This window comes from Streptomyces africanus (assembly GCF_030816955.1).
GTDB classification, from domain to species: Bacteria; Actinomycetota; Actinomycetes; order Streptomycetales; family Streptomycetaceae; genus Streptomyces; species Streptomyces africanus.
This window is the reverse complement of sequence record NZ_JAUSYP010000001.1, coordinates 3,800,081-3,813,831: the sequence shown is the minus strand read 5'-3', so window position 1 is coordinate 3,813,831 and position 13,751 is coordinate 3,800,081. Positions and strand designations below refer to the sequence as shown.

The window sequence follows — 13,751 nt, the reverse complement described above, 5'->3', positions numbered from 1 at the left end:
GATCCAGTTCCATGCCAGAACATTGGTCCGGTTCCCGGCTCGACCTGCACATCGATCTCGATGCCGCAGGGGGGCGTCGCACCGGCCTGGAGTCCGCGCTCCGGGCGGCCATCCGCCAGGGACGCCTGCCCGCCGGCACGCTCCTGCCGTCCACCCGCGGGCTGGCCAGGGAACTCGGACTCTCGCGGGGCACCGTCACCGCCGCCTACGGCCAACTGGTCGAAGAGGGCCGCCTGATCACGCGGCCGGGTTCGGGCACCACCGTGGCCGGGATACCGCAACACGCCACGCCTGCCACACCCCCCGCACCCGCGCCGACGACTCCCCGTCACGACCTTCGCCCCGGGCTCCCCGACGTCAGCGCCTTCCCCACCCGGGCCTGGCTCGCCGCCACCCGCCGCGTCCTCACCCGCGCCCGCCCCGAGGTCTTCGGCGCCGGAGATCCGCAGGGCCGGATCGAGCTGCGCCACGCCCTCGCCGACTACCTGGGCCGCACCCGCGGTGTGATCACGACCCCGGACCACATCGTGATCACCTCCGGCTGCCACCAGGGCCTGGGCCTGCTCAGCGGCGTACTGGCCGCAGGCGGCATCAGCACCGCGGCCGTGGAGGATCCGGGCCACCGCCTCTTCCGCGACGTGGTGCGACGCGCCGGGCTCACCGCCGTCGCCCTGCCCGTCGACGCCCACGGCGCCCGCGTGGAGGAGCTGACGCAGCGCACGGGAGCCGTGTTCCTCACCCCCTCGCACCAGTATCCGACCGGTGTCCCGCTGCATCCGGGCCGCCGCCAGGCACTGTGCGCATGGGCGCGCTCCACGGGCGGGCTGATCGTCGAGGACGACTACGACGGCGAGTACCGCTACGACCGCTCACCGGTCGGCGCCCTCCAGGGCATCGCCCCCGACCATGTCGTCTACTGCGGAACCGCGTCCAAGACCCTGGGCCCCGCCCTCCGCCTGGCCTGGATGGTCCTGCCGCCCCCTCTGGTGCCACTGTTGGTGCGGGCCAGACAGGAAGCCGACCTGTACACCGAGACCCTGGGCCAGCTCGTCCTCGCCGACCTGATCACCACGCACGCCTACGACCGTCACATCCGTGCCGCCCGCCTGCGCTACCGCCGCCGCCGTGAGCTCCTCGTCAACCGCGTGGCCGCAATCCCTGGTTTCCGTGTTCACGGCGTCCCCGCCGGCCTGCACGCCCTCCTCACCCTCCCCTCCGACGGCCCCACCGAACACCAACTCCTGACCAGAGGCGCCCGCCACGGCCTCGCCTTGGGCGGTCTCACCGACCTCCACCACGTCCCCGCCAACCGCCCCCAGGGCCTGCTGATCGGCTTCGCCGCCCCGTCCGAACACGGCTACCCGGTGGCCCTCGACGCCTTGTTCACGTTGCTGGCTTCGAATTGAGTCCTGCTCGTAGCCCCCTGGGCTCTGCGGCCCTGCACGATCACCACACTTCGGAGGTATCCCGATGATCGAGTCCGGCAGTTCGGAGAGACTTCGGGACTCCAGCGAGTGCAGAAGGCGCCGCCAAGCGAACGGCCCGTGTTGTTCTGGGTGTTCACGGCCATCGCCGCGCTCGGCGCCGTTCTCACCGTCTTACGGCTGCGGCGCATGTGGAACACACACCGGCGCCGCCGCACCCTGCCCTCGTGGACACGGTTCCTCGGCGTGCTGCTCGCCGTGTACGGGCTGTACGTCGCCTACTGCGTCGCCGACGGCTTCGCCGGGTAGGGAGCGGGAGCCACGTAGCAGATGGCCTCGATCCGCTGTCCTGCTCCGTACGGGTGCTCGGCCAGGCGGGTCCTGAGCCAGCCGAGGCCTCGCCGTTGGGTCGCGTCACGGCGCCATGGCCGATCCGGTCTGCCTATCCCTCACCGATCTCCTGATCGGCGACTTCGTTGGCGCGGTCGATCTCGGCCATGTGCTCCTCCGCCCAGGTCCGCAGCCCCGCTAGCGCGACTTCCAGAGACAGCCCGAGTGCGGTGAGTCGGTAGAAGACCCGCGGCGGCACGGTCGGTTCCACCCGGCGTGACACCAGCCCGTCGCGGGTCAGGCTGCGCAGCGTCACGGACAGCATCTTCTGCGAGACGCCGGGCATCCGGCGTCTGAGCTCCGCGAAGCGCACCTCGTCCGGTGCGGCATCGGCGAGCGTCTTGACGGCCATGGATGTCCACTTCGTGCCGATGCGGTCCAGCAACTGCCGCGTCGGGCAGTAGGGATCGAACAGATCGCCGCGCACCCCGCGACCGGCGGGCCGGGCTCCTCGGGTGGTCACCTGTGACTCACCACCTTCCCTGAAAGTGCCGTCTGGGCAGCGGTCGGACAGTTACTTATCGTTCTGTGGTCACCAATGGTAACCATCCGGGGAGTCGTCATGCCCGCCACCACCGCACACCAACTGCGCCGCATCACCACGAACGGCGTCCAGCTCAACGTCGCGATCGCCGGTGAGGGACCTGCGGTTCTCCTGCTGCACGGCTTCCCGCACACCTGGCAACTCTGGCGCGGCATCATGGGCCGACTGGCCGGGCAGTACCGGGTCATCGCCCCGGACCTGCGAGGCTTCGGGGCCAGTGCACGTGCCGTCGAGGGTTACGACGCAGGCACCCTCGCCGCCGACGCCGAAGGGCTGCTCGACGCACTCGGCGAGCGCTCCGCAGCAGTGGTCGGCATCGACGCGGGCACCGCCCCCGCCGTCCTGCTCGCGCTGCGCCGGCCCGGCCTCGTCCGGCGCCTGGTCGTGATGGAGGCACTGCTCGGCCGCCTGCCCGGAGCAGAACACGCCTTCGCGGGCGGCACCCCGTGGTGGTTCGGCTTCCACGCCGTCCCCGGCCTCGCCGAGACCGTCCTGGCCGGCAACGAGGGCCCGTACATCGACTGGTTCCTCGACTCGGGGACGCTCGGGCGCGGAGTACCCGACGACATCCGTGCGGCCTTCGTCCACGCGTTCACCGGGAGCGAGGCCCTGCGCTGCGCGTTCTCCTACTACCGGGCCCTGCCCACCAGCGCGCAGCAGATCCAGGACGCCGTCGCGACGGCTCGGCTGACCATGCCCACCATGGCCGTCGGCTCACACCCCGTCGGCACCGGGCTCGAACGCCAACTCCGTCCCATCGCCGATGACCTGGTCGGACACCATCTCCAGGACTGCGGCCACATCATCCCCCTCGACCGCCCCGACGCGTTGTTCGCGCTCCTTGCTCCCTTCCTGGCCGCCGATCTGCCGGGACGTGGGGCGATGTTCCCGTCCACGACGTGAAGGAACGGTCGCGGCCGACCCTTGCCCCAGGCCGTTCCAGCACGTGGAAGAAGCGAGCGGGCGGCCCGTAGAGGCGGGTGGCCGGGGGCGGTTGGCCTCTTCGGTTGGTTGTGTGGCCGCTCGGCGAGGGGTGGGCGCGGTCGCGTGTCGCCTGCATGCCGGGTGGAATCGGCGGTGATCGGTGGGCGGGCCGCGTGGCGATCCGTGGGTGGGCCGAGCGGTGATCGGTCGGTGGTTCCGGAGCTGTGCCTATCCTGGGGCCAGCTGATTCGCCTCTCGGAAGGTCCGTTGATGACACTCGGCATGGTCCTCGGTGACGTGGTCGTCGTGACGTCGCAGGTTCGTTCACGTTCGACCTTCCGAGGAGTTTGCCGTGTCCACGATCCACTGGATCGAGGCTCAACCCCGTTCCGCCCGCTGGCACTCTGAGTCCGGGCTGCCCCTGCCCCGACGGGTCGTCGTCGCCGACGACCGTATGCGGGCCGCCGTCGCCTACCGGCTGGCCTGCGAGGGCACCGCGCTCTTGTGGCGCGGGGATTTTCAGAACGCGCGGCAGTTGTTGCGCGCGATGGACCGTCGAGTCGGTCGTGCCGCGCCCGGTGCGGCGCAGACGCCGGCCGAGACCTTTCGCCTGTACCGCCGGTTCCGTGCCCACCGCGCGCGCGTGATCGGCAAGTTGCTCGTCGTGCTGGAGGAGGACCACACGCTGGCGCTGCGCCGGGCGCCCGATGTGGGCCGGGCGTGTGCCGAGGCGTACGGGTCGTCCGATGGTCCTGTGGCCGTCGCCCTGACCGAGTTGCTGGGCGTGATCAGTGCCCGGGAATGGCGGGAGAGCGGCGTGTACGTACCGGCGCTGGGCGCCCGGATCCACCCGCACTACGGGGTGTTCGCACCGACGAGGAGCGAGTACGTCGACCTGGCCGCGCGGGCACCGGTGCCAGGCCCTGGTATGCGTGCGGCCTTCGACCTGGGTACGGGCACCGGCGTGCTCGCCGCCCTGCTCGCCCGGCGGGGTGTGGGGCGGGTCGTCGCCACTGATGTCAGTGCCCGGGCGCGGGCGTGTGCCCGGGACAACGTGCGGCGGTTGGGGCTCGGGCGGGTGGTCCGCGTCACCGGACCCGAGTTGTATCCCGACGGTCGCGCCGGCCTGGTGGTGTGCAACCCGCCCTGGATTCCCGGCCGTCCCGCCTCCGACCTCGACCTCGGCGTCTACGACGCGGGCGGCGGCATGCTCCACGGGTTCCTCGACGGGCTCGCCGATCGGCTGGAGCCGGGCGGTGAGGGCTGGCTCGTGCTGTCCGATCTGGCCGAACGGCTCGGGCTGCGCAGCCGGGCCGAGCTGCTGACCGCCATAGAGGCGGCGGGGCTGCGGGTCGTCGACCGTCTGGACACGCGCCCGCGCCACGCGCGCGTGCGCGACACGCACGATCCGCTGCACGCCGCACGGGCCGCCGAGGTCACGTCACTGTGGCGGCTGGCCGTCGCCTGATCCGTACCGACTCGATCAGTCCGACAGCCGCGCGAAGCGCCCTCGGTGGAAGAGCAGCGGTCCGTCCGGATCGTCGGCCGCCGTGCCGAGGGCGTCCACCCGGCCGACCACGACGAGGTGGTCGCCGCCGGTGTGGACGGCGTGGATCGCGCAGTCGATCCAGGCCACGGCCCCCGACAGGCGCGGCGAGCCGGACACCGGCGCCGCGTCGTACGCCACCCCCGCGAACTTGTCCGCGCCGCTCACCGCGAAGGCGCGGCACAGGTCGCTCTGGTGGGCTCCGAGGACGTTCACGCAGAACACCCCGGCCCGGGCGATACGCGGCCAGGTCGTCGACCTGCGGCCGACCATGAAGGCGACCAGCGGGGGGTCGAGCGAGAGGGACGTGAAGGACTGGCAGGCGAAGCCGGCGGGTGAGTCGGTGGGGGTGGCGGGGGGTGCCGTGATGACGGCCACTCCCGTCGCGAAATGTCCCAGGACGCGGCGGAAATGCGCCGGGTCGACGGGCGCGCGCTCGTCCTCGCCGACGCACCGCAGCTCGGGGCGCGGCAGCGCTTCGACGGGCTCAGGGGCGGGTGGGCGGACCGACCTGAGGTAGCGGACGGCGGCTTCGGCCATTCCTGCTTGTCCCATCACACACGCCATTGAAGCTGACGGACCATCAGATGGGAAGGGTCAGCAGCCCCTGTACGCCGGGCTCCGCCGCTCCACGAAGCTCCGTACGCCCTCCTGCGCGTCCGCCGTCGTCATGTTGATCTCCTGCGCGGCGGCCTCCGCCGCGAAGGCCGTGGCGCGGTCGGCGTCGAGGGAGGTGTTGACGAGCTGCTTGGTCAGGGCGAGGGCGCGGGTCGGGCCGGTGGCGAGGCGTTCGGCCCAGGCGCGGGCCGTCTTGTCCAGGTCGGCGTCCGGGACGACCCGGTTCACCAAGCCCAGCCGCGCCGCGTCCGCCGCCGTGAGCGCGTCGCCGAAGAACATCAGCTCCTTGGCGCGCTGCGGTCCGATGAGGCGGGGCAGGAGGTAGGCGCCGCCGGCGTCGGGTACCAGGCCGCGTCGTACGAACACCTCGATGAAGCGGGCCGATTCGGCGGCCAGGACGAGATCGCAGGCCCACGCGAGATGGGCGCCCAGCCCGGCCGCCGTGCCGTTGACCGCCGCGATCACCGGCTTCTCGCAGTCCAGGACGGCGGCGATCAGGCGCTGGGCGCCGGTGCGGAGGGTGCGTGCGACATCACCGGCGACGTGTGCGGCGGGCGTGGCGGCCGTGGCTCGGAGGTCCGCGCCGGCGCAGAAGCCGCGCCCCGTTCCCGTGAGCACGACCGCTCGTACCTCCGCCGACGCGGACGCCTCCGACAGCAGCCGGACGATCTCGTCCCGCTGGCCGGGCGTGAGGGCGTTGAGAGCCTCGGGCCGGTTGAGGGTGAGGGAGAGGACGTGGTCGGCGGTGGTGTGCAGGACGGCGGGTTCCGTCATCGGCTGCACACCGCCAGCGCGTCCAGCGCCACCGCGCCCTGCCCCTGGGGCAGGACCATGAGCGGGTTGATGTCCAACTCGGCCAGCTGGTCCCCGAGTTCCAGCGCCATGCGCTGTGCGCGCAGGACGACCTCGACGAGTGCGTCCAGATCCGCCGGTGGCCTTCCCCGGACCCCGTCGAGCAGCGCCCGCCCGCGCAGCCCGGCGAGCATGTCCCGCGCCTGCTCCTCGCCGAACGGCGGCACCCCTACGGCGGTGTCGCGCAGGACCTCGACGAGGACCCCGCCGAGCCCGACCGTCACCGTCGGCCCGAACAGGTCGTCGTGCGTGATGCCGACGACCATCTCCACGCCGTGCTCGACCATCTGGCAGACCAGTACGCCGTCCAGCGGGACATCCTCGTAGCGGGCGATGTCGGTCAGCTCCCGGTAGGCGTCGCGGACCTGGCTCGCCGAGGTGAGCCCGATCTTCACGAGGCCCAGTTCGGTCTTGTGGGCGATCCGGGCACCCGAGGCCTTCATCACCACCGGGTAGCCCACCAGTCCCGCCGCCCGTACGGCCGCCGCCGCGCTGGTCACCAGCTGCTCGCGCGGCACGCGGATGCCGTACGCCCGCAGCAGCTGCTTCGCCGCGTGCTCGCTGAGCTGCTCGCCGGGCCGCATCAGCGCCTGGGCCTTGCGGTAGGAGGGGGAGGGGGTGCGCGGGGCGTCGTCGAAGGGGGAGCGGTAGCCGGTCGTGAAGCGGTGGTGGGCGAGGTGGGCGCGGACGGCGGTGAGGCAGTTGCCGACCGTGCGGAAGGTGGCCACGCGGGAGGAGCCGAGCAGGACCTCGCGGTAGGCCGGCTCGGTGCCGACCGGCGAGCCCCACACCACGCACACCAGCTTGTCCGTCTGCTCCGCCGCGTCCACCAGGTCCCGCACGAGCCGGTCGCTGAGCGGGGGGAACGGCCCGGTGACGGGGCAGACGAGCACGCCCACCTCGGGGTCGTCCAGGATCGCGTCGATGATCTTCCGGCCGCGCCGGTCACCGACCGGGTGACCGCCGTTGTCGACGGGGTTGGCGACGCTCAGGTACTCGGGTATCCACTGGTGCAGCTCGGCCTGTTTCGCCTCGGACAGGACCGGCAGCCGCAGGCCCGCCTCCGTCGCCAGGTCGGCGACGTGCGCGCCCGTGCCGCCGGAGATCGAGTAGACGACGACCCCGTCGGCGCGCGGCGGACGGGCCCGGGCCAACAGGGCGGCCGTGTCCTGGAGTTCGTCGAGCCCGTCGACGCGGATCACGCCGTACTGCCGCAGCGCCGCGTCCACCACCGCGTCGGCGCCGGTCAGCTTGCCGGTGTGGGAGGCGGCCGTGCGGGCGCCGGTCTCGGTACGGCCCACCTTGACCGCGACGACCGGCACACCGCGCCGGGCGGCCCGGTCGGCGGCGAGCAGGAAGGAGCGGCCGTCCTTCAGCCCCTCCAGGTAACAGGCGATGGCGCCGGTCCCGGGCTGCTCGGCGAAGTACGAGAGGAAGTCGGCGCTCTCCAGGTCGGCCTCGTTGCCGGTGGGCGCCCAGTGGGAGAGCCGGATGCCGAGTTCCTGGAGGGCGAAGACGGGGCGGCCCTGGTGGCCGGACTGGGTGATCAGCGCGATCGCCGGGCCCTGAAGGTCGTCACGGAAGTGCTCGAAGGCGTTGAGGTTGGTGTTGGGGCCCAGCAGCCGCATCCCGGACCGCTCGACGGCGGCGGCCAGTCGCCGCTGGGCGGCCTCGCCCTCGGGCCCGGTCTCCGCGAACCCGGAGGCGAAGACGACCGCGAACCGCGCCTTGGCCTCGGCCAGTTCCTCGACCACCGGGAGGGGGTCGCCGACCAGCACCACGGCCAGGTCGACCTGCTCGGGCAGGCCGGCGACGGAAGGGCAGCAGGGCATGCCGAAGACGGACGGCCGGCTCGGATGCACCGGATACAGCCGGGCCCCGACCCGCCCGGCCCAGTCGGCCAGTTGCCGCGTGACGCCGGTGTGGGGGCGTCCCTCGGCATCGGACGCGCCGATCACGGCGACGGACTGCGGGTGGAAGAAGCGGTCCAGGTCGGGTACGTCCGCGTGCAGCGGACGCCCGCTGACATCGAGGTCTCCCGTCTGGGCCGGCCTGCCGTGCACGACGGGCCCGGACCGCTCGCCACAGGCGATGGCCCGGGTCCGGCGGGAGTCGGTGGTGAGGGTGCCGTGGGTCGATCCAAGCATCGTTCCGCCCGCTCCTGTGAGACAGCCGCTAACTGACGCTCTGTCAGATTATCCGAACTGACAGGCTGTCAGGAACGGTTGTGAACGGGGGAAAATGCCGGGCGGATGAACGTCCGTGTGCCGTGTGCCACGCTGAACCCATGAGTGAGGCCACCTCCGGTATCCGGCTGATGACCATGAACGTGCTGGCACCGCAGTACGCCGACGGCCCGAGCCGGCGGGCGGTCCTGGCCCGCGAGATCGAGCGCCAGGACCCGGACGTGCTCGCGCTCCAGGAGGTCACCCCGGAGGACGTGGCGGCCCTCGTCGACGCCGGCTGGCACGTCGCTGCGCACCCTCGCCGGTCTCCCGACGGTGTGGGGGCCGTCCTGGCCGCCCGCCACCCCTTCGGGCACACCGTGACGGACCCGCTCCAGGTGACCGAGCGCACGGCACTCACCAGCTGGTGCGGAGTCGTCGCCGCCGAACTACGGCTTCCCGAACCCTTCGGCACGATCCTCGTCGTCCACCACAAGCCGAGCTGGCCCTACGACTACGAGCGGGAACGGGAGTTGCAGGCGCTCGTCACCGCCCGGCTCGTGGAGCGCGTCACCGCAGAGCGCCCCGTGCGTCACACCGTCCTGCTCGGCGACTTCGACGCGACCCCCGAGGCCGCCAGCCTGCGGTTCCTCCAGGGGCTCCAGTCGCTCGACGGCATGGGCATCTGCTTCCAGGACGCCTGGTCGGCCGTGCACCCGGGTGAACCGGGCCCCACGTTCAGCCCCGCCAACCCGCTCGTGCGCCAGGGGGACATGCCCGAGGCCTCGGATCGCCGGATCGACTACATCCTGCTCCGGTGCGGCCCGCACGGCCCCACCCTGCGGGTCTCCTCATGCCGGCGCGTGCTGGTACGACCGGTGGACGGCGTGTACGCGAGCGACCACTACGGCCTGGTCGCCGACCTGACGCTGCCCGGCCATCCTCCGGGCCGGTGGGCCTAGGGGGTGTCCCCCTGGCCCGGGAGCCGCGACACGCTCCCCGAACCGTCCCGTTCGATGGCCTTCGCGATCTTCACCGCGTCGATCGCCATCTCGCGGAACATGCCGCTGATCGGGTTGGTGAAGCCGGTGAAGTACAGGCCGGGAGCGGTCCGCGGGGTGCGGGCGCCCTGGGTGACGGGCTTCCCGCGGGCGTCGAGTACGTCGAGGTGGCCGACGAGGCCCTCCAGCGCCCGGGTGTAGCCGGTGGCCGCGACGACGGCGTCCGGGGAGAGGCGGGTGCCGTCGGCGAGGACGGCCTTGCCGTCCTCGAAGCCCTCCACGGCCGCCACGACCTCCACCCTGCCCTTGCGCACGGCGTCGATCAGACCGACGTCCTGGACGGGTACGGCGCCCTCGGTGACCCGGGTGTAGAGGCCGGTGTCGGGGCGCGGCAGGCCGCGGGCGGACAGGTCGGGCACGCTCAGCTTGGCCATCTGCCGGGCCATCCGGTCGACCAGGCCCACCGGCAGGTGCCGTGCCAAGACGCCCGAGTACTGCGCGGCCCAGCCCGCGGTCGAACGGCGCACGATGTGCGGGACGGTGCGGATGGACAGCCGTACCCGGGCGCCGCCGTCCGCCAGGTCCACGGCGATCTCGGCGCCCGTGTTGCCGGCGCCCACGACGAGGACCTCGCGGCCGGCGAAGGGCTCCGCGTTGCGGTAGGCGGAGGCGTGCAGGAACTCGCCGGTGTAGGTGTCGCGGCCGGGCCAGTCGGGCACGCGGGGCGTGTGGTTGTAGCCGGTGGCGACGACGACCGCCGCCCCGGTCAGTTCCCGGCCGCCGGTGGCGTGCAGCAGCCAGCCCGTGCCGTCGGGCGCGCGCTCGATGCGGGACACCTCGACGCCGGTGACGACTTCGAGCCGGTGGTGCTCGGCGTACTTCTCCAGGTACCGCACCACGTTGTCCCGGGACACCCACCGCCCGAACCGGCGCGGCATCGGCAGCCCGGGCAGGGACGACAGCCGGCGGGTGGTGTGCAGGTGCAGCCGGTCGTAGTGGCCGCGCCAGGACGACCCGACGCGGTCGGACTTCTCCAGGACGACGGCCCGTATGCCCCGGGCCCGCAGCGCGTACGCGGCGGAGAGTCCGCCCGGGCCGCCGCCGATGACGTAGACGGGGCGGTCGGGTGCGGAGGGCGCGGGGGAGTGTGTGGGGGGTGTGGAGTCGGCCATGAGCGGGAGCGTAGCCACGGGCCCGCTTGATGGGTCTCGGTCAAGACCGGAATTGGTTTCGGATTGATCACGGCTGTAGGGGGACGGGGTGGACCCGGTGGAGTGGCGGGCCCGGGTGTGGCGAGCCGGTGGAGTGGCGGGCCCGGTGCGGCGAGCCGGTGATCATTCCCTGCGTCCCAGGAGCAGAGGTCTGAGGACACGGGGCCGACACGGGAACACCCTTCTGTGGAGCGGGTGTTGAGATGACACCGAGGTGGAAACCGGAACGACCCCGCGAAGGAGACCGGAATGGCCCTGACACGTGAAGAGCGCGAACAGTTCCTGGCCGAGCCGCACATCGCCGCACTCGCGGTCGACGCGGGGCCGGGCCGCGCGCCGCTGACCGTGCCGATCTGGTACCAGTACGAGCCCGGCGGCGACATCTGGATCATGACCGGCCTCGACTCCCGCAAGAACCAGCTGATCAGCGCGGCGGGCCGGTTCTCGCTGATGGTGGACCGGCTGGAGCCGACGGTCCGGTACGTGTCGGTCGAGGGCCCGGTCGTCGACACGGCCCCGGCCACCCCCGACCAGCTCCGCGAGCTCTCGGCGCGCTACCTGCCGGCCGACAAGGTCGACGGCTACGTCGACTTCTCCTTGAAGAACCACGGAGAACAGCTGGTGCTGCGGATGAGGCCGCAGCGGTGGGTGTCGTCGGACCTCGGACAGGTGTGAGGAGGCCTCCCGGGTGACAATCGGGGGCATGGCAACGGATCTTCACGAGCTGCTGAGGTCACTGCGGGTCTGGGACCCGCAGGTCACTCGACTGCCTCCCTTCGACCCGACGACCGCCCCCGCCACTCCGCTGCCGCTCTTCACCGAGTGGTTCGCGGCGGCGGTGGCGGCCGGGCAGACCGAGCCGCACACCGTGTCGCTGGCGACCTCCGACGAGTCCGGCCTGCCCGACGTACGGATCGTCATGCTGCACGGCGCCGACGAGACCGGCTGGTCCTTCGCGTCCCACGCCGGCAGCCGCAAGGGCCGCCACCTCGGCGCCCGCCCGTACGCCGCGCTCTGCTTCTACTGGCCCGTGCTGGGCCGGCAGGTCCGGGTGCGCGGCCCGGTGGCGTCGGCTCCGTCCGAGGAGGCCCAGGGCGATCTCCACGCCCGCTCGACGGGCGCGCTGGCCGCGGCGCTGACCGGCCGCCAGAGCGAGATCCTGGGCTCGGTGGAGGAGATGGCACGGGCCTCGGAGGCGGCGTGGGAACGGGCCCGGAGCGAGCCGGCGACTCCCGTACCGTCCTGGACCCTGTACCGGCTGCGGCCGGACGAGGTGGAGTTCTTCCAGGGAGACGCGGCACGGCGGCACGTACGGCTCCGCTATCGGAGCACAGGTGAGGAGTGGACGCGGGAACTGCTGTGGCCGTGAACGGGCCCGGGGTCATCGCGCGTCACGCAGCCCGAGAACGTAGGCCGCGGTAAGCGCCACGGCACGGTCTTCGTCGTGTGACAGGTCGGCGAGGGCACGTGCCGCCGTGCTTCCCGGGATGTCCGCGAGCGCCTGTGTCAGCCGTCGGCGTGCGGACGCGTCGACGGTGCCGTGGGCGAGGCATCCGACGAGCCCGGTGGCGATCCGATCGGCCAACGCGGGACGACTGGCCAGCGCGCTCAGCGCGTCGGCGGCGTCGACGTCGTTCGCCTCCTCGACGATCATGTCGATGAGCGTCGGGACCGCGTCGGCCACCCCGCGTGCCCCGAGCTCCAGAGCGGCATACCTGCGGACCACGATGTCGGGGTGCGCGAGGGCGTCCTGGAGCAGTGCGGTCGCCTCACCGTCCGCAATCTCGGCGATCGACTGGACGGCACGCTTGCGCACCTCGGCCGCCGGTGAGCCGAGGCCCTCCGCCAGCAGCGCCGGCGCGCCGTCGCCCGAGCGGGCCAAAGCCCATCGCAGGGCTCCGGCGACGTTCGGATCGGTCTCGCTCAGCGCCGCCTCGACCAGGGCTTCCACCGGCACCGGAACCTCGTCGACCGAGGACAGGGCCGCACGTTGGCGGGCTCCCGCGCTCTTCGACCCCAACCCCCGCAGCAGCGCGACGACCTGGAGGACGTCCTCCCAGCCGGCGGGTTCCGCGGCACCGATCCTGTGGAGCCGCGTGAGCAGCTCCGTCTCAGCCGCGATGCGTTCTCGCGTCTGGCGGACGAGGTCGTCGACGAGCTCCGCGGGCGCGAAGCCGGGTTCGTCGAGCGCTCGCTTGACCTCACGCAGCGACAGCCCGAGCGACCGCAGGCTCTCGATGTGGAAGATCCGCCGGACGTCCTCGCCGGAGTACTCGCGATAACCGGCTACGGTACGACCCGTCGGCCGCACCAGGCCGAGCGATTCGTAGTGCCTGAGCATGCGGGCGCTGACCCCCGACCGACGTGCCACATCACCGATCAACACGGCCTGTCATCCCTCCGGGCAGGTCGTGCCGAGAGCCACGACGCGCTTCGCCTCCTCGACCGCGAACTCGAATCCGGCATCCGGGTCGCGCAACAGCCGTTCCGTGACGAGCGCGTGCGCGCGCACGCCGGGGTCGAGGTCCGCCGTCGCGTCGCGCAGGGCCGGCGTGATCACCTCACCGAGCGCGATCAGCGCCCGGCTGAGACTCAACCGCGTCTCACGCTCGCCGCGCCCGAGCTGTGTCACCAACACCCCGGCCAGTTGCCTCTCTTCACCCTCGGGCACGAGCACGACCGCCGCTCGCCAGGCGCTCCGGGCCACCTCGTCGTCGGGATCGGTCAGTAGCGCCCGTGTGATCGCGGGCCAGACCTGACGATCCCCGATCTTGGACAGCGTGTGCAACGCCTGGCTCCGTGCCTGCGCACGCTCCGAGCGGAGTTCCCTGAGAAGCTCGGGGACCGTCATCGACGCCGGGTGGCGGGTGAGCGCCCACGTGAGCATGTCGCGGACGGAGAACTCCGGCTCGACCGCGCACCGTTCGACGAGCTTGCCGATGAAGCGCGGGTCAGGGGACGTGCCGACCGCCAGCGCCGCCCGCAGCCGCACGGACGAGCTGCTGTCCTCCAGGCCTTGGAGACCTCTCATCGGGACCACCTCCTCGCCACAGTGAAGGCCTTGTCACTGTGTCAA

The 13,751-nt window shown here is 72.4% G+C and carries 14 protein-coding genes; 7 read left to right on the top strand and 7 right to left on the bottom strand.

Annotated elements, in window-relative coordinates; translation table 11 throughout:
• Positions 1-11 precede the first annotated feature (11 nt).
• Together pdxR and QF034_RS17555 are read left to right on the top strand one after the other, a co-directional pair.
• The gene (gene pdxR / locus QF034_RS17560; protein WP_307175865.1) at positions 12-1,406 is read left to right on the top strand and encodes a MocR-like pyridoxine biosynthesis transcription factor PdxR; all 1,395 of its coding nucleotides are present in this window, start codon (positions 12-14) and stop codon (positions 1,404-1,406) included.
• 138 nt (positions 1,407-1,544) lie between these two features.
• Positions 1,545-1,733 carry a hypothetical protein gene (locus tag QF034_RS17555; RefSeq protein ID WP_307175864.1) on the top strand — a complete coding sequence of 63 codons (189 nt, stop codon included), beginning with the start codon at positions 1,545-1,547 and terminating at the stop codon, positions 1,731-1,733.
• Positions 1,734-1,866: 133 nt separating this feature from the next.
• Here QF034_RS17555 and QF034_RS17550 read toward each other — a convergent pair whose 3' ends face one another.
• Positions 1,867-2,277 (bottom strand): winged helix-turn-helix transcriptional regulator, encoded by a 411-nt coding sequence (locus QF034_RS17550; protein ID WP_307175863.1) that lies wholly within the window; start codon positions 2,275-2,277, stop codon positions 1,867-1,869.
• A gap of 99 nt (positions 2,278-2,376) precedes the next feature.
• On the opposite strand from QF034_RS17550, the gene QF034_RS17545 reads away from it, so the two are divergent.
• The gene (locus tag QF034_RS17545) at positions 2,377-3,261 is read left to right on the top strand and encodes an alpha/beta fold hydrolase (RefSeq protein ID WP_307175862.1); all 885 of its coding nucleotides are present in this window, start codon (positions 2,377-2,379) and stop codon (positions 3,259-3,261) included.
• A 373-nt stretch (positions 3,262-3,634) separates the two neighbouring features.
• Entirely contained in the window at positions 3,635-4,750 is a 1,116-nt protein-coding gene (locus tag QF034_RS17540) for a methyltransferase (RefSeq protein WP_307175861.1), read from the top strand.
• A 15-nt stretch (positions 4,751-4,765) separates the two neighbouring features.
• On the opposite strand, the gene QF034_RS17535 is transcribed toward QF034_RS17540, so the two are convergent.
• Genes QF034_RS17535 through QF034_RS17525 form a run of 3 tightly spaced genes read right to left on the bottom strand, consistent with a single transcriptional unit; the run spans position 4,766 to position 8,445 of the window.
• Positions 4,766-5,383, bottom strand: a complete 618-nt coding sequence (locus QF034_RS17535; RefSeq protein ID WP_307175860.1) for a flavin reductase family protein — start codon at positions 5,381-5,383, stop codon at positions 4,766-4,768.
• Between the two features lie 42 nt (positions 5,384-5,425).
• Entirely contained in the window at positions 5,426-6,220 is a 795-nt protein-coding gene (locus QF034_RS17530) for an enoyl-CoA hydratase/isomerase family protein (RefSeq protein ID WP_307175859.1), read from the bottom strand.
• Positions 6,217-8,445 (bottom strand): acetate--CoA ligase family protein, encoded by a 2,229-nt coding sequence (locus QF034_RS17525; protein WP_307175858.1) that lies wholly within the window; start codon positions 8,443-8,445, stop codon positions 6,217-6,219. Before QF034_RS17525 ends, QF034_RS17530 begins: the two co-directional genes overlap by 4 nt.
• 140 nt (positions 8,446-8,585) lie before the next feature.
• On the opposite strand from QF034_RS17525, the gene QF034_RS17520 reads away from it, so the two are divergent.
• On the top strand, positions 8,586-9,425 hold the full coding sequence (locus QF034_RS17520; RefSeq protein WP_307175857.1) for an endonuclease/exonuclease/phosphatase family protein: 840 nt from the start codon (positions 8,586-8,588) through the stop codon (positions 9,423-9,425).
• Here the strand turns inward: QF034_RS17520 and QF034_RS17515 are convergent.
• A complete protein-coding gene (locus QF034_RS17515) occupies positions 9,422-10,636 on the bottom strand; it encodes a flavin-containing monooxygenase (protein WP_307175856.1) in 1,215 nt (404 codons plus the stop codon). The two genes, QF034_RS17520 and QF034_RS17515, sit on opposite strands and share 4 nt — an antisense overlap.
• A gap of 288 nt (positions 10,637-10,924) precedes the next feature.
• Here QF034_RS17515 and QF034_RS17510 point away from each other — a divergent pair, with 288 nt between their 5' ends.
• Together QF034_RS17510 and QF034_RS17505 are read left to right on the top strand one after the other, a co-directional pair.
• On the top strand, positions 10,925-11,350 hold the full coding sequence (locus QF034_RS17510; protein ID WP_307175855.1) for a pyridoxamine 5'-phosphate oxidase family protein: 426 nt from the start codon (positions 10,925-10,927) through the stop codon (positions 11,348-11,350).
• Between the two features lie 28 nt (positions 11,351-11,378).
• Entirely contained in the window at positions 11,379-12,044 is a 666-nt protein-coding gene (locus QF034_RS17505; RefSeq protein ID WP_307175854.1) for a pyridoxine/pyridoxamine 5'-phosphate oxidase, read from the top strand.
• A 12-nt stretch (positions 12,045-12,056) separates the two neighbouring features.
• Here QF034_RS17505 and QF034_RS17500 read toward each other — a convergent pair whose 3' ends face one another.
• On the bottom strand, positions 12,057-13,061 hold the full coding sequence (locus QF034_RS17500) for a MerR family transcriptional regulator (RefSeq protein ID WP_307175853.1): 1,005 nt from the start codon (positions 13,059-13,061) through the stop codon (positions 12,057-12,059).
• Positions 13,062-13,067: 6 nt separating this feature from the next.
• Positions 13,068-13,706, bottom strand: coding sequence for a HEAT repeat domain-containing protein (locus QF034_RS17495; RefSeq protein ID WP_307175852.1), 639 nt, complete (start codon positions 13,704-13,706; stop codon positions 13,068-13,070).
• Between the last annotated feature and the right edge of the window lie 45 nt (positions 13,707-13,751).

Bases quoted from the DNA above. Each gene is read 5' to 3' on its own strand.
- pdxR (WP_307175865.1), top strand. From the start codon at position 12: ATGCCAGAACATTGGTCCGGTTCCCGGCTCGACCTGCACATCGATCTC.
- QF034_RS17545 (WP_307175862.1), top strand. From the start codon at position 2,377: ATGCCCGCCACCACCGCACACCAACTGCGCCGCATCACCACGAACGGC.
- QF034_RS17535 (WP_307175860.1), bottom strand. From the start codon at position 5,383: ATGGGACAAGCAGGAATGGCCGAAGCCGCCGTCCGCTACCTCAGGTCG.
- QF034_RS17530 (WP_307175859.1), bottom strand. From the start codon at position 6,220: ATGACGGAACCCGCCGTCCTGCACACCACCGCCGACCACGTCCTCTCC.
- QF034_RS17525 (WP_307175858.1), bottom strand. From the start codon at position 8,445: ATGCTTGGATCGACCCACGGCACCCTCACCACCGACTCCCGCCGGACC.
- QF034_RS17520 (WP_307175857.1), top strand. From the start codon at position 8,586: ATGAGTGAGGCCACCTCCGGTATCCGGCTGATGACCATGAACGTGCTG.
- QF034_RS17515 (WP_307175856.1), bottom strand. From the start codon at position 10,636: ATGGCCGACTCCACACCCCCCACACACTCCCCCGCGCCCTCCGCACCC.
- QF034_RS17510 (WP_307175855.1), top strand. From the start codon at position 10,925: ATGGCCCTGACACGTGAAGAGCGCGAACAGTTCCTGGCCGAGCCGCAC.
- QF034_RS17505 (WP_307175854.1), top strand. From the start codon at position 11,379: ATGGCAACGGATCTTCACGAGCTGCTGAGGTCACTGCGGGTCTGGGAC.
- QF034_RS17495 (WP_307175852.1), bottom strand. From the start codon at position 13,706: ATGAGAGGTCTCCAAGGCCTGGAGGACAGCAGCTCGTCCGTGCGGCTG.